Raw genomic sequence first — 18,258 nt, 5'->3', positions numbered from 1 at the left:
GATAGAGTACTCGGCTACGAACCGAGCGGTCGGAGGTTCGAATCCTCCCGGATGCACCATCTTCTCCGAGATAACAGTAAAACTGTTGTTTCATGGTCTGCGAGATAATCGCAAGCACCAGGGAGGATAACGTTGCTTCAGTAACGGCCCGCAGGGCGAGGCGCAGCCGAGTAATCCTCCCGGATGCACCATCTTACTTGATAGCGCTTTAGCAGCGACATCAAGTCTGCAGTAAAGCAAGTTTCCCTGATGCATCCGTAGCTCAGCTGGATAGAGTACTCGGCTACGAACCGAGCGGTCGGAGGTTCGAATCCTCCCGGATGCACCATCTTCTCCGAGATAACTCCCGGATGCACCATCTTCTCTCCTTTGAATCATTTCCACATACTCCCGGAACACCCCTTAATTCGCTGTCAGCGACAAAATCAATCAATTACGATAAAATAACGTCTGGTCATTCGGCTTGTGAGAAGACGATGTACGAACGTTATGCGGGTTTGATTTTTGATATGGATGGCACCATCCTGGATACCGAGCCAACGCACCGTAAGGCGTGGCATGAGGTATTGGGGCATTATGGGTTACGTTTTGATGAACAAGCCATGGTCGCCCTCAATGGCTCCCCAACGTGGCGTATTGCTCAGTCGGTAATTGAATTGAATCATGCCGATCTTGACCCTCATGCCTTGGCGCGTGAAAAAACCGACAAGGTGAGAAGCATGCTGCTGGATAGCGTCCAGCCTTTGCCATTGGTTGACGTCGTGAAAGCCTGGCATGGTCGTCGTCCTATGTCGGTAGGTACGGGGAGTGAAAGCGCGATTGCGGAAGCTCTGCTCGCACACCTTGGGCTGCGTCGCTATTTTGATGCTGTAGTCGCAGCCGATCACGTACAACACCATAAACCTGCTCCTGATACGTTTTTGCTCTGTGCCGAACGTATGGGTGTTGCTCCGGCGCGCTGTGTCGTGTTTGAAGATGCCGATTTTGGACTGCAGGCGGCGCGTGCCGCAGGAATGGACGCGGTGGATGTCCGGTTATTGTGAGTGATGGACTATCGCTCCTGTCACTGTTTGCCAGCAGTTTTCTCAGCGCTACGCTATTACCCGGCAATTCTGAAGTTGTTTTAGTTGCTTTGCTGGTCTCTGGGATAAGTCATCCCTGGGTCTTAGTCTTAACAGCAACAATGGGTAATAGCCTTGGAGGGTTAACTAACGTTATCCTTGGGCGTTTCTTTCCATTGCGTAAAACATCGCGCTGGCAAGAAAAAGCCACTGGCTGGCTGCGGCGCTATGGCGCTGTCACACTATTATTAAGCTGGATGCCGGTTGTGGGTGATTTACTGTGCCTGTTAGCTGGATGGATGCGCATCTCGTGGGGTCCAGTACTTTTTTTCTTATGCCTTGGCAAGGCGCTGCGCTATGTAGTTGTCGCAGCGGTTACGACGCAAGGCATTATGTGGTGGCACTAATTGTGTTGTGAGATAGCCTTCAGGGTAACCAATACCATTATGCTAATTAAAACGATTTTGACAGGCGGGAGGTCAATTTGATCCCGGACGTATCACAGGCGCTGGCCTGGCTGGAAAACCATCCTCAGGCGTTAAAGGGGATTCAACGTGGGCTGGAGCGCGAAACGCTGCGCGTTAATGCAGATGGGTCATTAGCAACGACAGGCCATCCTGAGGTGTTAGGCTCAGCGCTAACGCATAAATGGATAACCACTGACTTTGCCGAAGCGCTGCTGGAGTTTATTACGCCTCCAGGCGACGACATTGAGAAAATGCTCACATTTATGCGCGACCTGCATCGGTATACCGCCAGGAACCTGGGCGACGAGCGTATGTGGCCGCTGAGCATGCCTTGCTATATTGCCGAAGGCCAGGATATCGAACTGGCACAGTACGGTACGTCGAATACCGGTCGTCTGAAAACGCTGTACCGTGAAGGCCTCAAAAACCGTTACGGCGCGCTGATGCAGACTATCTCCGGCGTACACTACAATTTCTCATTGCCGATGGCTTTCTGGCAGGCGAAATGTGGCGTAACGGACGGCGAAGATGCTAAAGAGAAGATCTCCGCGGGTTACTTCCGTCTGATCCGCAACTACTACCGTTTTGGTTGGGTGATCCCGTATCTGTTTGGCGCCTCTCCGGCCATTTGTTCCTCTTTCCTGCAAGGAAAACCGACAACCCTGCCGTTTGAAAAAACCGACTGTGGGATGTATTACCTGCCGTATGCGACGTCGCTGCGTCTGAGTGATTTGGGCTATACCAATAAGTCGCAAAGCAATCTCGGAATTACGTTTAACGATTTGCATGAGTATGTGGCAGGATTAAAGCGCGCGATTAAAACCCCTTCCGAGGAGTACGCGGCGATCGGTCTGGAGAAGGACGGTAAGCGTCTGCAAATCAACAGCAACGTTCTGCAGATTGAAAATGAGCTGTATGCGCCTATTCGCCCGAAACGCGTCACTCGTCGTGGCGAAACGCCTTCTGACGCGCTTCTGCGTGGCGGTATTGAGTACATCGAAGTTCGCTCGCTGGATATCAACCCGTTCTCACCGATCGGCGTGGACGAGCAGCAGGTGCGCTTCCTCGATCTGTTTATGGTCTGGTGTGCGCTGGCCGATGCCCCGGAAATGAGCAGCGATGAATTGCTGTGTACGCGTAAAAACTGGAATCGGGTGATTCTCGAAGGTCGTAAGCCTGGACTGACGTTAGGTATTGGCTGTGAAACAGCCCAGTTCCCGTTGCCTAAGGTAGGGAAAGATCTGTTCCGTGATCTGAAACGCGTGGCACAAACGCTGGACAGCATCGATGGGGGAGAGGAGTATCAAAAGGTCTGTGATGAACTGGTTGCCTGTTTTGACAACCCAGAACTGACTTTCTCTGCCCGGATCCTACGGTCTATGATTGATGAAGGCATTGGCGGCACGGGTAAAGCGCTGGGTGAGGCTTACCGAAATCTGCTGCGTGAAGAGCCGTTAGAAATATTGCAGGAAGCGGAATTTATTGCTGAAACCGAGGCTTCAAAGCGTCGTCAGCAGGAGATCGAAGCGGCTGATACTGAGCCGTTTAGCGTGTGGCTGGAAAAGCACGCTTGATACAAAAGAAAAAGGCCACTCGGGAGTGGCCAAAATTTCATCTCTGAAAACAGGGATGATGATAACAAATGCGCGTCTTTCATATACTCAGACTCGCCCCGGAACAAAGAGTTCAGATTATTTTCAAAAAATTTATCGGAGGTGGCTAAATGCCGTTGTTAGATAGTTTTACTGTCGATCACACCCGGATGGAAGCTCCCGCGGTCCGGGTTGCAAAAACGATGAACACCCCGCATGGCGACGCAATCACCGTGTTTGATCTGCGTTTCTGCATTCCGAACAAAGAAGTGATGCCTGAGAAAGGTATCCACACGCTGGAACACCTGTTTGCAGGTTTTATGCGTAACCACCTCAACGGCAACGGCGTGGAGATTATCGATATCTCTCCGATGGGATGCCGCACTGGCTTTTACATGAGCCTGATTGGTACGCCAGACGAGCAGCGTGTTGCCGACGCGTGGAAAGCGGCGATGGCGGACGTGCTGAAAGTGCAGGATCAAAACCAGATCCCGGAGCTGAACGTTTACCAGTGTGGCACGTATCAGATGCACTCTCTTAGCGAAGCACAGGATATCGCACGTCATATTCTGGAGCATGATGTACGCGTTAACAGCAATGAAGAGCTGGCGCTGCCGAAAGAGAAACTGCAGGAACTGCATATTTAGTCATACTGATTAGTTGTTCCAGCATTTAAATTAACCTCGGCTTATAACCGGGGTTTTTTATTGCCCCTCCCCCTAAACCACCTCCCTGGTAGGTAATGCCAGTCAGTTAAGCATTATGGAGAACATGTGATTTCGGCTCAGGGTTCCGTTCACCTCAGTGGCATCACTTTTCTGAAGCGCAGATACCCGTGAACGCGCAAGGGAGGCTCACCGCCGCCTCCCTTGCAACCCAGGCTCCCGGCGGGAAAATCGTCGCTGCGCGATTCATTCGTCTTATGCCGTCTGCCTGTCGGGTCGGGGCCGGGCCTGCGTCCCTGCAGGCCGTCCCCTCTGCCCGCATCCCTGCGGGCAGACCCGGTCAGCCGTCAACGCCTCATCGATTTTCAGCCGGACCGGGGTCATCGCTGCAACGCACTGACTTCCAGTTAAGTCTGTTTTGCTGTTCAGATAAAAAACGCAGGTGGTCAGGTGTGGGCTGGTCCGGCTGAAAATTGTCGACGTGTTTCCGTAAGGCCGGGAGAACCCGCAGGGATGCGGGTTCAGGGCGCGTTTTGCAGGGACGCTGCCTCGCGCCCGGCCCGGTAGCCTGGAGGAATAAACGGAGGGGACCGCGGAGCGGCAATTTTCCCGCCGGGAGCCGGGATTGTTAAGGGTACGGCGATAGTACCCTTAACACGTTCACAGGTCGTATTGCCTCAGAGAAGTGACAAACATAAGGTGAACGTAGCAATACGCCGGAGGCAACAGATTCATTACCTCTGTATGTGCCACTCATCCTCGTTAACTAACAAGCATTACTCCTAGGGGGCAATAAAAAAGGGATCCGCAGATCCCTTTTATCAGATATTTAGTGCGCGCCACCGCCGCCGCCGCCCGCACCGAAGGGTGGTTTGGCAAACCACACCAGGCCAAGCAAGACCAGGAAGATCCCCGCCGACATCCAGAAGATTTCGTTGGCGGAAATAATCAGCCCCTGATTGGTGATCTGCTGGGCTATCCAGCCTGACGCTTGCTGATGCGTCATCCCTAAATCCTGCAGCTTATCGTACATTGCCTGCGCGTTTGGATTGTAAGGATTAACGGATTCCGTTAACTGCGCATGGTGAAGTGACTCGCGGTTAGTCCACATCGTCGTCGTAATTGATGTGCCAATAGAGCCGGCTAGCGTTCGCGTAAAGTTCGACAAACTTGATGCCGCGGCCAGACGCTCAGGCGGTAAGCCGGACAGCGTGATAGTCGTCAGCGGCATAAAGAAGCAGGCTACCGCGAACCCCTGAATAAACTGTGGCCAGGCCGATGCGCCAAAGTCCATACCCGGTTCGAACGTCCACGCACGCCAGTAGAAACAGACGGCGTACATAATAAAACTGAACGTGACTAACCGACGCATATCAAGCTTGTGCGCGAAGCGGCCGATAATCGGCGATAAGATCACCGGAATCACCCCAACCGGCGCTGACGCCAGACCGGCCCAGGTTGCCGTATAGCCGTATACCTCCTGCAACAGCTGCGGCAGCAGGACGATTGCGCCGAAGTAGAGCATATAGGCCAGACTGATACACAGACAGCCGATGGTAAAGTTGCGCGACTTAAACAGTGAGAGGTCGACAATGGGGTGCTCGTCGGTAAGCTCCCAGACGATCAGGAAGCTGATGGCGACAACGGCGACCACCGTCAGGATGATAATCTCCTGAGAGGCGAACCAGTCCAGCTCTTTGCCGCGGTCGAGCATAATCTGCAAACTGCCGATACCAATGACCAGCAGGGCCAGACCAATGGCATCGATGCGCCGCTGCTCGGTTTTGGTTTCCCGACCGCGCAGGGTTTGCAGAGTCATCAATACCACCGCAGCACCGATTGGCACGTTGATGAAAAATATCCAGCCCCAGTGATAGTTGTCGCTGATATAGCCCCCAAGAATAGGGCCACATATCGGGGCAACAATCACCGTCATCGACCATAGCGCCAGGGCGATGGAACGCTTGGCGGGAGGATAGTTATTCAACAACAAGCTTTGTGACAGCGGAATTAATGGACCGGCGACAATCCCCTGGATTACGCGGAAGAAAATCAGCATGTTCAGGCTGGTGGACATCCCGCATGCCCATGACGCAATGACGAAGGCGATAGTTGACCACATGAATAGCCTTACTTCGCCAAAGCGCTTTGCCAGCCAGCCGGTGATCGGAATCGAGATAGCGTTCGCCACCCCGAATGAGGTGATCACCCAGGTTCCCTGGCTCAGTGAAGAGCCGAGGTTCCCGGCGATAGTGGGGATCGCCACGTTAGCAATGGTGGAGTCCAGCACCTGCATGAATGTCGCCAGGGACAGCGCGATCGTCATAATGACGAGCTGCGCGCCTTCCAGCGGTTTTTGCTGTTGCATCACACGCACCTTTGAATTAGCCCGCGTTGGCCTGCACGATCTCTTCGATCATCTTATTGACCGGAGCAAGGTTGATTTCCCGTGCATTACTTTCTGATACCGGCGTGGTGCGAACCTGGCTTGCCAGAATTTGTCCGTCACGATTTGAGGTATCTACCGTAACCAGCGTAGATAAACCGATACGCAGCGGATGCTGCGCCAGCTGCTGTGCATCCAGTTCAATACGCACCGGCAGACGCTGGACGACTTTGATCCAGTTACCCGTCGCGTTTTGTGCTGGCAGCAGGGAAAAGGCGCTGCCCGTACCCATATCCAGCCCGATAACCTTACCGGTATATTTCACGTCATCGCCGTAAATATCACTGATAACGGTCGCCGGTTGACCGATACGCATGTGCGCGAGCTGTGTTTCTTTGAAGTTGGCATCCACCCACAGGTTAGTGGCTGGAACGACCGCCATCAGCGGCGTGGTCGGGCTAATTTGCGCTCCCGGCTGCACGGAACGACGGGAAACATAGCCAGTCATTGGGCTGACGATTCGGGTTCGTTCCAGCGCCAGCCAGGCATTGCGCACTTCAGTGGCCGCCTGTTGCACGGCTGGCTGGTCTTCCAGCTTACTGCCGAGAATCATCGCCTGGTTGGCATTATATTGTTGGATAGCGACATCAAGCTGAGCCTGAGCGCTGGCGACGGCATCACGCGCATGTTGCAGCTCTTCGCGGCCAATCAGGTTGGCGTTGCCCAGCGGGACACGGCGATTAAAGTCGCTTTGTGCCTGCGCCAGCGCGGTTCTCTGCACTTCAATGCTTGCCTGCAACTGCTTGCTGTTGATCATCAACTGGTGCGTCTGACGCACGCTGGAAGCCAGCGCAGTTTTGGCTTTTTCAAATGCCTGCTTTGCGTCCGTCTGGTCGAGGGTGACCAGCACATCGCCTTGTTTTACAAAGTCAGTGTTATCAGCCCAGACTTTCGTCACGCTGCCTGATACCTGCGCCATGATTTGAACCTGGTTCCCTGCCACGTACGCATCGTCTGTCTCTTCGACATGACGCAGTACTAAAAACCAATAAATCCCATATGCCACGGCAATGATAATAAAGAGCAAGGTCAGAAGGAGCAGCATACTTTTACGTTTGCCATTCTTCTTGACCGGTTGCTGCGGGGTTTGAGTCTCCGCATTTGCGCTCATGTTGTTCTCCACGATCTTCTTTTTTTTTCACATCGGCTGAGCCGACCTGTTTATCAGACAGGCCAGCAGTATGCGTGCTGGCCTGTCGGTTTTTTCAGTTATAAATCTGGATTTCTGAGCGAGTCGGCGCGTTAGCGCAACGCTTCTAATACCGCGCCATCCTGCTCCATCTGGTCAAGACGGGTCAGAAGTTTACGGGTAATTTGCTCAAGCTGATCTTTTTCGGTGGTGCTGAGAGATGACCAAAGCTGATGCAGGCAGTTATGCTGAGGCGGTAACACCTCTTGCAAAAATGCGTGGCCTTTCTCGGTCAATTGCAGATGCAGACAGCGGCGATCGTTATCGCTTTCGCGACGTTCGATCCAGCCACGTTTTTCTAACTCATCCGCAATGCGGGTTGCGTTAGTGCGTGACGAGCCAAGCGCGCAACTCAGTTCAGAAGGCTGAATACTGTGGTTTTCCTGAGACTCCAGCGTAATCAACGCCATAAACAATGTCTCGTTAATCCCTTGAGCTTTCAGCATCTTATTGCGGTTTTCCAGCAGCTTGCCCTGCATGTGCATGCATAGACGAGTCAGAAGCACTTCCTGATAAGGGAACTCTTCGTAGCGGCTGGCGCGAAATTTTAGCATTTGTTCAATGGGCGTAAACGAACTATCCATTTGGGTATAACCTCATTAATTTCAGCCGATATAGTAACGACAGTGACAAATAAAGTAAATGTATTATTTATTTAAAATGATTGTTTTTATCTATAAGACAATCAGCATTTTCCAGGCTAATCCATAGCCCAGAGCACTCAGTAAGGTTGGAATGATGATGCTGCGGGTCTTATAGAAGCTTGCGCCCAGTATGACAAACCCCACCAGCGTAGGCACGAACCGACGAGAGTCGTGCATCACTTCTGGCGCGGTAGACACCACCAACAGGGCGCAAATTGATGCAATGCCAATGGTGTCGAGTAATATGCCCGTCGCGCCGCGCTTCGTCGGGCGAACATTCCCCACTCCAAGACGGAGCGGCAAATAACGAAAACAGTAGTTAACGCAGCCGACCAACAGGCCAAGCAGCAGGACCTCATAGCTCATCGGGACCTCCCTGCCAAAATGACTGGATAAGAGCCGTCAGACATCCGCAGACAATGCCTGCAAGGATGGCGGCAGGAATGGAAAACAGCATGACGCCAGCCAGCGCGCCGGCCAGTGCTGCAGTTACACAAAGTGCTTGTTGACGCTGGAAAGAGGCGAGCAGGAAGCTCATGAACAGCGCCGGGAGCATGAAGCCCAACGCCGCTTCAACTGCCGGGTAATCCTTGAGTAAACCACTGCCGGAAAACGCGCCGATCACCGTGCCAAACACCCAGGAGGCCCAGGAGCATAGCGCAATGCCGATCATCCAGTTTTCACTCCAGCGCCGGTTATCCCGTACCAGCTTCGCCGTGGCGGCGGCAAAGACTTCATCGGTGAGGCCAAAGGCCCACAGCGCGCTTTTGGGTTTGCTCAGTCGCTGGGCTATTCGGCTACGCAGGGAAGGTCCGTACAAAACATGGCGTACATCCATGGCCATGACGGTCAGTGCGGCGACCCACAAAGAACTGCCTGCGGCGAGCATTGTGGTGATGACAAACTGGCTGGCTCCCGCATAGATAATGCAGGAGAAAAACACGCTTTCAACCGGAGTAAAGCCAAGGCGAGTGGCATTGAGACCAAATGCAAAAGCGACCGGAATATAGCTGATGACTATTGGCAGGCTGTCTTTGAATCCTTCAGTTAGCGTCGCAGAACTGGGTTCAGACTGGGATATCGGGCTTTCCATAGGGTTATAGGTTTCATTACCGAAATTAATATAACTTGGTTCAATGAGTTATAACCTTAGCAGACTGATGGGCTCCTTAACACCCTGCGGAGCCCAATCAGCGGTAAACATACGCTATATGCTTAATTTACGGCTTCCTGACGGTGATATCCTCGCCACCAGACCAACAGGTTGAGTAGGGCAACGGTCGTACCGGCCAGACAAACGCCAGCCCAACCGGCATGCTGCCAGGCGGAGGCCGAAATCAGCGAACCTGCCGCCCCGCCAATAAAATAGCTGGTCATGTATCCGGCGGTCAGGCGATTACGCGCGTCCGGATGAATGCGATAGATAACCGTCTGGTTGGTGATATGCACACCCTGAACGGTGAGGTCCAGGACCAGGATACCGATAATCAGCATTGGTACGGAACTATGCCCTAACCAGATAGCCCACCAGGAGAGCAGCAGTAATAACAGACCTGTGGTCGTGGTGAGATGTGATTTTCCCTTATCGGCAAAACCACCTGCCGGACGCGCGCCTAACGCCCCTGCGGCCCCTGCCAAGCCAAACAGCCCGATCGTTCCTTCGGAGTAGTTAAACGGCGGCGCGGCGAGCAAAAACGCCATAGAGGTCCAGAGAATACTGAAATTGGCAAAGGTCAGGCAGCCCAGCATCGCGCGGGTACGCAGCAATTTATCATGGATAAACAGGCTGAATACGGAGCCTAACAGTTGCGGATAGTTGAGATGAGTATCTGATTTCATCTTCGGCAGGCCGCGCCACAGCGCAATCGCCATCAGCGCCATTAATATCGATGCGACCCAAAATACGGTGCGCCAGCCGCCAAGATTGGCCAGTAATCCCGCCACGGTGCGCGCCAGCAGGATACCCAGCAGCAGGCCGCTCATAATGGTGCCGACAACTTTACCGCGCTTATCCGGCGTGGCAAGCGTCGCCGCCAGCGGAACCAGAATCTGTGCCACTACCGAGAACAACCCGGTCAGGGCGGTGCCGAGGATCAGCATGCCCAGCGACTGGCTGCTGGCGGTAATAAGCATGCCGCCTGCCGCTAACAGCGTCATGGAGACGATCAGCATCCGACGTTCAAACATATCGCCAAGCGGTACTAAAAACAGCAGGCCGGCGGCATAGCCGAGCTGGGCCGCGGTGACGATAAAGCCAGCGGTACTGGCCGATAGCGAAAAGTTACGTGCGATGGTGTCGAGCAGCGGCTGCGCGTAATAGTTACTGGCGACGGCGAGGCCGGTGGCGATAGACATTAACAGGATCAGCGAAGAGCTAAGTCCCTGAGTGGTTTTCGTCATGGTTTTCAACTGAAAAATGGGTTGCAGAAAACAATCATAACGTAAGTGATTAAATGTTGCTGATTTGTTGGGTGATGGATTGTGCGGTTGGGAGGAGGGCGTGTAGGCCGGATAAGGCGCATCGCGCCACCATCCGGCATTGGTGTGATGGCGCTACGCTTATCAGGCCTACGAGGGGGTTATTTCTGCGCAGCCAGCGCTTCTTTCACCCAGCCATCAAACTGTTGCTGGTGGGCTTTGATCCAGCCGTCAACGTGACCCTGCACGTCGGCTTCAGATGCTTTCCCGTCGTGCATCATCGCGTTCTGCGCGTTGATATCCGCCAGCGGCAGCTTCATGACGGCAAACAGTTTCGCCGCAGCCGGGTTTTTCTCCGCCCAGGCTTTGTTGGCGACAATATGCATAGTGTTCACCGGGAAGCCGTAGTTGGCGCCGTTTTGCAGCTTGGTATCAATGTCTTTCTGCTCGCCTGGCAGGGAAGAGAACGGCACCTGCAGCCAGACCACATCTTTACCCGGTTTCATAACGTCGCTCACCCAGTACGGTGTCCAGGTGTAGTAAAGAATGGGTTTGCCTTCTTTAAAGCGGGTAATGGTGTCAGCCATCATCGCCGCATAGTTACCGTGGCTGACCTCGACGGTTTTTTCCAGATCGAAGGCTTTGTTCTGGTGGTTGATCACCGCTTCGCAGCCCCAGCCCGGCGAGCAGCCCATCATGTCTGCTTTTCCGTCGCCGTTGGTATCAAAGATTTTGGCGATCTTCGGATCTTTTAACTGGGCAATGTTGGTGATTTTATACTGCTCAGCGGTTTTTTTATCGATCAGATAACCTTGCGCGGCACCCGTAACGAATACCCCCTCGCGATAGAACTTTTTGTCTCCGCCCGCTGCGGCATACATATCATCATGCAGCGGCTGCCAGTTCACAGCGGTAAAAGTTGCATCGCCAGAGGCAATGGAGGTATAGCCGACGTTGTAGTCAACTTCGCTTGTTTTGTTAACGGTATAACCCAGTTTCTCCAGCGCACGGGCGACCAGTTGCGTCTGGAAGGATTCTTCAGAGATAGTGCTCTGGATTGGCTGTACAGTGATGCCTTTGCCTGGCAGATCGGCAGCGAAAGTGCTGGTGGAGACAAGGGTGGCAAACGCTGTGGCAATAATGACGTTCTGTCGCATCGTTGTTCCTTAATTATTGGAGGGACGTATAGGCCCGGTAAGCAATGCGCCACCGGGCAACGGGTGAATTACTTCGTGAATGGGCGAGTGATAAGCCCAACGGGACCGGTGGTGTACCAGCGACGGTTACCACGGCTACGGGCGTCGCGACCGACAGCCTGCGTCAGGCGGTCGAGAATGATGGCGAGGATCACGATCCCAACCCCGCCGACGGTGGCAAGCCCCATATCCAGACGACCGATTCCGCGCAGAACCATCTGACCCAGTCCGCCGACGGCGATCATCGACGCGATGACGACCATTGAGAGCGCCAGCATCAGCGTCTGGTTGACCCCGGCCATAATGGTAGGCATCGCCAGCGGGAGCTGGACTTTAAACAGCATCTGACGCGGGCTGGCGCCAAATGAGCGCGAGGCTTCAATCAAGTCGGCTGGCACCTGGTTAATCCCCAGAATGGTCAGACGCACGATTGGCGGCAGGGCGAAGATAATCGTCACCACCACGCCCGGGACGTTGCCGATACCAAACAGCATGACGATCGGCACCAGATAGACGAACGCCGGTGTGGTTTGCATGGCGTCCAGCAGCGGACGAACAATTTTTGCCGCCCGTGGACTGCGCGCCAACCAGATCCCCATGGGTAGACCGATCACCACGCAGAACAGCAGCGCGGTTAGTACCAGCGCCAGGGTGATCATGGCCTGCGACCACGCGCCGATGGCCCCGATTGCAATCAATGAAATCAGCGTAGCAACGCCCATTCCAACGCCGGAAATCTGCCAGGCAATCAGAGCGAACAGGATAATCGCCACCGGGGCTGGCATACCCAACAGAAGCTGCTGGAAGCCGTTGAGAATATAATCCACCGGGACTCGAATGCCCTGGAAGACCGGACGGAAATGGGTAACGACCCAGTCGATCCCTTCTGTGACCCAGCTATCCAGCGGGATCAGCGTTTTATGGAACGGATCCATAATATTGAAATGCTCTGGCGCCGGCGCGGGTGCGCTGGTCAGCCAGTCTGCGCCACCGCCGTCAGCTGGCGCGCCTGATGGCGTACTCCAGGCATCGGCGGTTTGTGCGGCACTGTCGGCCGCTGGTGTGGTATCCCACGGATTGGTTTGATCAGCCATTGTTTGCCCCCTCACGATCTAAAGCCTGTAACAGCATGCGTTTTGAAATAATGCCCACATACTGCTGTTCCTCATCAACAACCGGCACCGCGCACGGGGCCTGGCCGACATGAGAAAGCAACTCGCTGAGAGGAGTTTGTGCATCCACGGCTAGCGGCTCATCGATCAATGCCGCTTCAATACCTTGCGCCTGACTTAATGCTGTTTTTAAAGAGTCGATAGAGACAACGCCGACGAATTTATTGCCGCGCTCGATCACGTAACCATATTCGCGATCTTTGTCCTGCAATAATTGCAGCGCTGAACGTGGACCGACCCCGGGCGTTTTACGAATTAAACCTTCAGGGCTACGACGTGAAATATCTTTGGCACTAAAGACCTGGCTAATATCAACGCCGCGGAAGAAGGTGCGTACATAATCATTGGCCGGATTATTCAGGATTTCATCTGGCGTGCCGACCTGGACCACTTCACCGTTTTGCATAATGGCAATTCTGTCGCCAATACGCATAGCTTCGTCGAGATCGTGGGAAATAAAGACCACGGTACGTTGATGTTTCGCCTGTAGTTTTACCAGTTCATCCTGCATCTCGGTACGAATTAACGGATCGAGGGCAGAAAAGGCCTCATCCATTAATAAAATGTCAGGGTTAATGGCTAATGCACGGGCGAGGCCCACACGCTGGCGCATCCCTCCGGAAAGTTCATCCGGGTATCCGTGAGCATAATTCTCCAGACCAACCTGACGCAGCGCATCTAACGCTTTTTCACGACGTTCATCCGCGCCAACACCGGCTAATTCCATGCCGAATGCCGTATTGTCCAGGACCGTCATGTGCGGCATCAGGGCAAAGGACTGGAAAACCATCGCAATCTTTTTTCTGCGCACCTCGCGAAGCTCAGCATCGGATATCCGGGCGATGTCTACGCCGTCAATCAATACTTGCCCGCGGGTGGGTTCAATCAGGCGATTGAGAAGGCGTACCATTGTGGATTTACCCGAACCGGATAATCCCATGATGACAAATATCTCGCCTTCTTCAATGGCCAGACTGGCGTTCTTAACGCCAAGCGATAGCCCTGTTTTATCCAGAATCTGCTCTTTTGAAAGTCCTTTTTCAATATATTTGAAGGCTCTCTGCGGATGCTCTCCAAATATCTTATAGAGATTTTTAACTTCTAATTTAATTGCCATGCAATAGAATGATTCCTGTTATTTGTTTATATCGATATATTACCTGATGGAAATAGTGACCTTTTTCTACCCTAACATACTGAGAATCTGAGACAACCCTGAATTTGTTTGTGGTACGAATATTGCCGAAGGCCATGTGGCGGGACTTCCCGTGATATAAGGGCTGAGCGCGAATGTGAATGGGGTAATATTTTTTGTAAATGGCAATGAAAAGTCGCCTGAATTGCTGAAATGCAGGCGAATAATGCGTCTGATATTGAGTGTAGATCACACAATTATATTTGCACGACAAAAGTGTGATCCTGTTAAAATATTTCCGCGAAAAATGTACGGTATTTCCCGCGGAAATGAGTGCTAGAAATTCCAGTCGTCGTCTTCGGTTTCGACAGCTTTTCCCATCACGTATGATGAGCCGGAACCCGAGAAGAAATCGTGGTTTTCGTCAGCGTTGGGCGACAGCGCAGCAAGGATTGCCGGGTTAACCTCCGCCATTTCTGGCGGGAATAATGCCTCATACCCCAAATTCATTAATGCCTTATTGGCGTTGTAGCAAAGGAAGGCTTTGACGTCATCCACCCAGCCGGTTTCTGCATACAATTCTTCCGTATAACGCGCTTCGTTATCATACAATTCCATCAGCAGATCGAGGGCAAAATTCTTTAACTCCTCGCGTGCGGATTCAGAAATGTGCTCCAGACCTTTTTGATATTTATAACCAATGTAATACCCGTGAACGGCTTCATCACGAATGATCAGACGAATGAGATCGGCGGTATTGGTCAGTTTTCCTCGGCTGGAGAAATACATTGGCAACCAGAAGCCGGAATAGAACAGGAAGGATTCCAGAAATACGCTGGCAATTTTTTTCTTCAACGGTTCGTCGCTGGCGTAATGTGTCAAAACGATCTGTGCCTTGCGCTGGAGTGGGGTATTTTCTTCACTCCACGCGTAAGCCGCATCCACGTCTTTGGTCTGGCAAAGAGTGGAGAAAATTGAGCTGTACGAACGGGCGTGCACCGCTTCCATAAAGCTGATATTCGATAGCACCGCCTCTTCATGCGGCGTTAACGAATCGGCCATCAATGCTGGCGCACCGGCTATGTTCTGAATAGTGTCGAGCAGCGTCAGCCCGGTAAAAACGCGGATAGTCAGCTGCTGTTCGGCGGCGTTCAACGTTTGCCAGGCCGGGATATCGTTGGAGAGCGGGACCTTTTCCGGTAACCAGAAGTTACTGGTCAGGCGATTCCAAACCTCGAGATCTTTATCATCCTCAATCTTGTTCCAGTTGATGGCACTCACGCGGGATAATGTCATGTTGTCCTCCTTACAGCGCGCATGACACGCAACCTTCGATTTCGGTTCCTTCCAGCGCCAACTGGCGTAGTCGGATGTAATACAGCGATTTGATGCCTTTACGCCAGGCGTAAATTTGCGCTTTGTTGATATCGCGAGTGGTGGCGGTATCGGGGAAAAAGAGCGTCAGTGAAAGCCCCTGATCGACATGCCGCGTTGCTTCAGCGTAGGTATCAATGATTTTTTGTGGACCAATCTCGTAGGCATCCTGATACAAGGCCAGATTCTCATTGGTCATAAACGGGGCAGGGTAGTAAACGCGCCCGGTTTTGCCCTCTTTGCGAATCTCCACTTTTGACACGATCGGGTGAATGCTTGATGTCGCATGGTTGATGTAGGAGATAGAACCCGTTGGCGGAACCGCTTGTAAATTCTGGTTATAAATGCCGTAGCGCATGACATCTTCACGCAGCTGCGACCACATTTCGCGCGTTGGCAGCGTAATGCCGCTGGCGGCAAACAGTGTGCGAACCTTGGCAGTTTTTGGCTGCCAGTCGCCCTGCAGATACTGGTTAAAATACTCACCGCTGGCGTAGCGGGACTGTCTGAATCCGGCAAAGGTTTTGCCGCGTTCCCGGGCGAGCTTCATCGACGTATTCAGCGCATGCCAGGTGATGGTGTAGAAATAGAGATTGGTGAAATCCAGCCCTTCAGGTGAGCCGTAGGCGATACCTTCCCGCGCCAGATACCCGTGCAGGTTCATCTGCCCAAGACCGATAGCGTGCGATGCGCTGTTCCCGGCCTCAATTGAGGGTACGCTGCGGATATGGCTCATGTCCGAAACGGCCGTTAAACCGCGAACCGCCGTTTCCACGGTGCGTCCAAAGTCTGGCGAATCCATGGTATGAGCGATATTCAACGAGCCGAGGTTGCAGGAGATATCGTGCCCTGTTTGTGCGTAATTGAGGTTTTCATCGTAGGTGGAAGCGCTATTAACCTGCAAAATCTCCGAGCACAGGTTGCTCATATTGATTCGACCGGCAATCGGATTGGCGCTATTCACCGTGTCTTCAAACATGATGTAAGGGTAGCCGGACTCGAACTGGATCTCGGCCAGCCGCTGGAAGAAATCGCGGGCGTTAATGTATTTTTTGCGCACTCGTTTGTCGGCAACCAGTTCGTCATACCGTTCAGTTACGGCGATATCACCGAATGGTTTGCCGTAAATTCGTTCCACGTCATACGGTGAAAACAGCGCCATTTGGGCATTTTCTTTGGCTAACTGGAAGGTGACATCCGGGATCACCACTCCAAGCGAGAGCGTTTTGATACGGATTTTCTCGTCGGCGTTTTCACGTTTGGTATCGAGAAAACGCAAAATATCCGGATGATGCGCGTGCAGATACACCGCGCCCGCACCCTGACGCGCCCCTAATTGATTCGCATAAGAAAACGCATCCTCCAGCATTTTCATTACCGGGATCACCCCAGAGGACTGGTTCTCAATGCGCTTAATGGGCGCACCTGCCTCACGCAGGTTAGAGAGCAAAAATGCCACGCCGCCGCCGCGTTTGGAGAGTTGCAGCGCCGAGTTGACCGCCCGTCCAATTGACTCCATGTTGTCTTCAATGCGTAACAGGAAGCAGGAAACCAGCTCGCCGCGTTGCTGTTTACCGCAGTTTAAAAAGGTTGGCGTGGCGGGTTGAAAACGCCCGGAGAGCATTTCATCGGTCAGTTGCAGAGCGAGCGCTTCATCGCCCTGCGCCAGCGTGAGCGCCACCATCGTTACGCGATCCTCAAAGTCTTCGAGATAGCGCTTCCCGTCGAACGTTTTCAGCGTATAGCTGGTGTAGAACTTCCATGCGCCGAGGAACGTCTGGAAACGGAATCCGCTGGCGTGGGCGTGGGCGAATAGCTTCAGCACAAACGCGCGATCATAGCGGGCTAACACGCTGGCATCGTAATAGCCTTCATCCACCAACGTGTCCAGACGCGCCTGCTGGCTGGCAAACGCCACCGAGTTGGGGCGGACGTGGGCGGTAAAGAATGCTTCCACCGCCTGATGGTCTTTGTCGAACTGAATGCGCCCGGCCTTATCGTACAGATTCAGCATGGCGTTCAGGGCGTGATAATCCAGCGTCTGCTGTTCTACACGTTCTGCGGTTGTCGTTGCCAAAATTCGCTCACTCCTTTTTGCACGTTGTCGATATCGCTTTGGGTGCCCATCAGCTCAAAGCGATAGAGCCACGGCACGCCGCATTTTTGTGAGATGACATCACCCGCGCGACCGTAGGCATCCCCGAAATTGCGATTGCCGGAGGCGATCACTCCACGGATTAACGCCCGGTTGTGCGTATCGTTTAAAAAGCGGATCACCTGTCTCGGGACCGCGCCAGCTGTACCGCCGCCACCGTAGGAGGGCACGATTAAAATGTAAGGTTCGTCTACCCGGATCCGCTCGCGTTCGTTAAGCGGAATGCGGATGGCAGGCAGCCCCAGACGCTGCATGAAGCGGTGCGTATTTTCGGAGCTGCTGGAAAAGTAGACGAGCTGACTCATGCGCTGGCCACTTGAGGAGCCGGGCGCAGACGGTTGATCATGTCCGGGCGAAATCCTGACCAACTGGTTTCCCCTGCGACCACGACCGGTAACTGACGAAAGCCTTGATCGCGCAGGCGATCAGCCATATCGGGGTGTAAATCGACGTTTACCATCTCAAAGTCAAACCCGCGGCTTTCCATCGCCCGCTTAGTAGCGTGGCACTGAACACAGTTGTTACGAGTGTAAATAACAATGCGCATGATTCGTATTTCCATCTAAAAGTAGAAGAATGACGCGATAGAGGGCGTCAGGTTGTGTGTGTCTTGATAGAGGAAATACTAGATGTAGTTTTAAAAAGATTCAACCATACAAGATATGGTAATTTTAGATTGGTGAGGGCATGGGTGATGAGCGTGACGGAGGAAGTGATAGAAACTATGGCAAGTTGCCGGATGGC

General features: G+C 53.1%; 17 protein-coding genes and 1 tRNA gene. 5 read left to right on the top strand and 13 right to left on the bottom strand.

The window, feature by feature from the left end:
• The first annotated feature begins 251 nt into the window (after positions 1-251).
• From KQJ19_RS13880 to luxS, 5 genes are all read left to right on the top strand, one after another.
• Positions 252-328 (top strand) — tRNA-Arg (locus KQJ19_RS13880).
• Between the two features lie 148 nt (positions 329-476).
• Positions 477-1,043 carry a fructose-1-phosphate/6-phosphogluconate phosphatase gene (yqaB, locus tag KQJ19_RS13875; RefSeq protein ID WP_049270940.1) on the top strand — a complete coding sequence of 189 codons (567 nt, stop codon included), beginning with the start codon at positions 477-479 and terminating at the stop codon, positions 1,041-1,043.
• On the top strand, positions 1,040-1,468 hold the full coding sequence (locus KQJ19_RS13870) for a YqaA family protein (RefSeq protein ID WP_003839664.1): 429 nt from the start codon (positions 1,040-1,042) through the stop codon (positions 1,466-1,468). The genes yqaB and KQJ19_RS13870 overlap by 4 nt, the downstream gene beginning before the upstream one ends.
• A 77-nt stretch (positions 1,469-1,545) precedes the next feature.
• Positions 1,546-3,102: a glutamate--cysteine ligase gene (gshA, locus tag KQJ19_RS13865; protein ID WP_016154161.1), complete on the top strand. Its 1,557-nt coding sequence runs from the start codon at positions 1,546-1,548 to the stop codon at positions 3,100-3,102.
• Positions 3,103-3,251: 149 nt separating this feature from the next.
• Complete coding sequence (luxS, locus tag KQJ19_RS13860) at positions 3,252-3,767, top strand: S-ribosylhomocysteine lyase (protein ID WP_016154160.1); 516 nt, start codon at positions 3,252-3,254, stop codon at positions 3,765-3,767.
• An 847-nt stretch (positions 3,768-4,614) separates the two neighbouring features.
• On the opposite strand, the gene emrB is transcribed toward luxS, so the two are convergent.
• From emrB to nrdH, 13 genes are all read right to left on the bottom strand, one after another.
• Positions 4,615-6,153 carry a multidrug efflux MFS transporter permease subunit EmrB gene (gene emrB, locus KQJ19_RS13855; RefSeq protein WP_016154159.1) on the bottom strand — a complete coding sequence of 513 codons (1,539 nt, stop codon included), beginning with the start codon at positions 6,151-6,153 and terminating at the stop codon, positions 4,615-4,617.
• A 16-nt stretch (positions 6,154-6,169) separates the two neighbouring features.
• Entirely contained in the window at positions 6,170-7,342 is a 1,173-nt protein-coding gene (gene emrA / locus KQJ19_RS13850) for a multidrug efflux MFS transporter periplasmic adaptor subunit EmrA (RefSeq protein ID WP_047499459.1), read from the bottom strand.
• A 131-nt stretch (positions 7,343-7,473) separates the two neighbouring features.
• Positions 7,474-8,004 (bottom strand): multidrug efflux transporter EmrAB transcriptional repressor EmrR, encoded by a 531-nt coding sequence (gene emrR, locus KQJ19_RS13845; RefSeq protein WP_003037300.1) that lies wholly within the window; start codon positions 8,002-8,004, stop codon positions 7,474-7,476.
• 90 nt (positions 8,005-8,094) lie between these two features.
• On the bottom strand, positions 8,095-8,430 hold the full coding sequence (gene ygaH / locus KQJ19_RS13840) for an L-valine transporter subunit YgaH (RefSeq protein WP_016154157.1): 336 nt from the start codon (positions 8,428-8,430) through the stop codon (positions 8,095-8,097).
• Complete coding sequence (locus KQJ19_RS13835; protein WP_019077531.1) at positions 8,420-9,157, bottom strand: AzlC family ABC transporter permease; 738 nt, start codon at positions 9,155-9,157, stop codon at positions 8,420-8,422. Before KQJ19_RS13835 ends, ygaH begins: the two co-directional genes overlap by 11 nt.
• Before the next feature lie 122 nt (positions 9,158-9,279).
• Positions 9,280-10,464, bottom strand: coding sequence for an MFS transporter (locus tag KQJ19_RS13830; RefSeq protein WP_216403764.1), 1,185 nt, complete (start codon positions 10,462-10,464; stop codon positions 9,280-9,282).
• Positions 10,465-10,643: 179 nt separating this feature from the next.
• Complete coding sequence (gene proX / locus KQJ19_RS13825) at positions 10,644-11,639, bottom strand: glycine betaine/L-proline ABC transporter substrate-binding protein ProX (protein ID WP_216403762.1); 996 nt, start codon at positions 11,637-11,639, stop codon at positions 10,644-10,646.
• 68 nt (positions 11,640-11,707) lie between these two features.
• Positions 11,708-12,772, bottom strand: a complete 1,065-nt coding sequence (gene proW / locus KQJ19_RS13820; protein WP_016157302.1) for a glycine betaine/L-proline ABC transporter permease ProW — start codon at positions 12,770-12,772, stop codon at positions 11,708-11,710.
• A complete protein-coding gene (gene proV, locus KQJ19_RS13815) occupies positions 12,765-13,967 on the bottom strand; it encodes a glycine betaine/L-proline ABC transporter ATP-binding protein ProV (RefSeq protein ID WP_016157301.1) in 1,203 nt (400 codons plus the stop codon). Before proV ends, proW begins: the two co-directional genes overlap by 8 nt.
• Positions 13,968-14,321: 354 nt before the next feature.
• The gene (gene nrdF / locus KQJ19_RS13810; RefSeq protein WP_019077528.1) at positions 14,322-15,281 is read right to left on the bottom strand and encodes a class 1b ribonucleoside-diphosphate reductase subunit beta; all 960 of its coding nucleotides are present in this window, start codon (positions 15,279-15,281) and stop codon (positions 14,322-14,324) included.
• A gap of 10 nt (positions 15,282-15,291) precedes the next feature.
• On the bottom strand, positions 15,292-17,436 hold the full coding sequence (nrdE, locus tag KQJ19_RS13805; RefSeq protein ID WP_103847968.1) for a class 1b ribonucleoside-diphosphate reductase subunit alpha: 2,145 nt from the start codon (positions 17,434-17,436) through the stop codon (positions 15,292-15,294).
• Positions 17,409-17,819, bottom strand: a complete 411-nt coding sequence (gene nrdI, locus KQJ19_RS13800; RefSeq protein ID WP_016157298.1) for a class Ib ribonucleoside-diphosphate reductase assembly flavoprotein NrdI — start codon at positions 17,817-17,819, stop codon at positions 17,409-17,411. The genes nrdE and nrdI overlap by 28 nt, the downstream gene beginning before the upstream one ends.
• A complete protein-coding gene (nrdH, locus tag KQJ19_RS13795; RefSeq protein WP_016157297.1) occupies positions 17,816-18,061 on the bottom strand; it encodes a glutaredoxin-like protein NrdH in 246 nt (81 codons plus the stop codon). The genes nrdI and nrdH overlap by 4 nt, the downstream gene beginning before the upstream one ends.
• Between the last annotated feature and the right edge of the window lie 197 nt (positions 18,062-18,258).

This window comes from Citrobacter sp. S46_ASV_140 (assembly GCF_018919545.1).
In the GTDB taxonomy this organism is placed as follows: domain Bacteria; phylum Pseudomonadota; class Gammaproteobacteria; order Enterobacterales; family Enterobacteriaceae; genus Citrobacter; species Citrobacter braakii.
This window is presented reverse-complemented; position numbering and strand designations above follow the sequence as displayed.

Bases quoted from the DNA above. Each gene is read 5' to 3' on its own strand.
- KQJ19_RS13830 (WP_216403764.1), bottom strand. From the start codon at position 10,464: ATGACGAAAACCACTCAGGGACTTAGCTCTTCGCTGATCCTGTTAATG.
- emrA (WP_047499459.1), bottom strand. From the start codon at position 7,342: ATGAGCGCAAATGCGGAGACTCAAACCCCGCAGCAACCGGTCAAGAAG.
- nrdH (WP_016157297.1), bottom strand. From the start codon at position 18,061: ATGCGCATTGTTATTTACACTCGTAACAACTGTGTTCAGTGCCACGCT.
- nrdI (WP_016157298.1), bottom strand. From the start codon at position 17,819: ATGAGTCAGCTCGTCTACTTTTCCAGCAGCTCCGAAAATACGCACCGC.
- emrB (WP_016154159.1), bottom strand. From the start codon at position 6,153: ATGCAACAGCAAAAACCGCTGGAAGGCGCGCAGCTCGTCATTATGACG.
- nrdF (WP_019077528.1), bottom strand. From the start codon at position 15,281: ATGACATTATCCCGCGTGAGTGCCATCAACTGGAACAAGATTGAGGAT.
- yqaB (WP_049270940.1), top strand. From the start codon at position 477: ATGTACGAACGTTATGCGGGTTTGATTTTTGATATGGATGGCACCATC.
- emrR (WP_003037300.1), bottom strand. From the start codon at position 8,004: ATGGATAGTTCGTTTACGCCCATTGAACAAATGCTAAAATTTCGCGCC.
- luxS (WP_016154160.1), top strand. From the start codon at position 3,252: ATGCCGTTGTTAGATAGTTTTACTGTCGATCACACCCGGATGGAAGCT.
- KQJ19_RS13835 (WP_019077531.1), bottom strand. From the start codon at position 9,157: ATGGAAAGCCCGATATCCCAGTCTGAACCCAGTTCTGCGACGCTAACT.
- proX (WP_216403762.1), bottom strand. From the start codon at position 11,639: ATGCGACAGAACGTCATTATTGCCACAGCGTTTGCCACCCTTGTCTCC.
- proW (WP_016157302.1), bottom strand. From the start codon at position 12,772: ATGGCTGATCAAACCAATCCGTGGGATACCACACCAGCGGCCGACAGT.
- ygaH (WP_016154157.1), bottom strand. From the start codon at position 8,430: ATGAGCTATGAGGTCCTGCTGCTTGGCCTGTTGGTCGGCTGCGTTAAC.
- proV (WP_016157301.1), bottom strand. From the start codon at position 13,967: ATGGCAATTAAATTAGAAGTTAAAAATCTCTATAAGATATTTGGAGAG.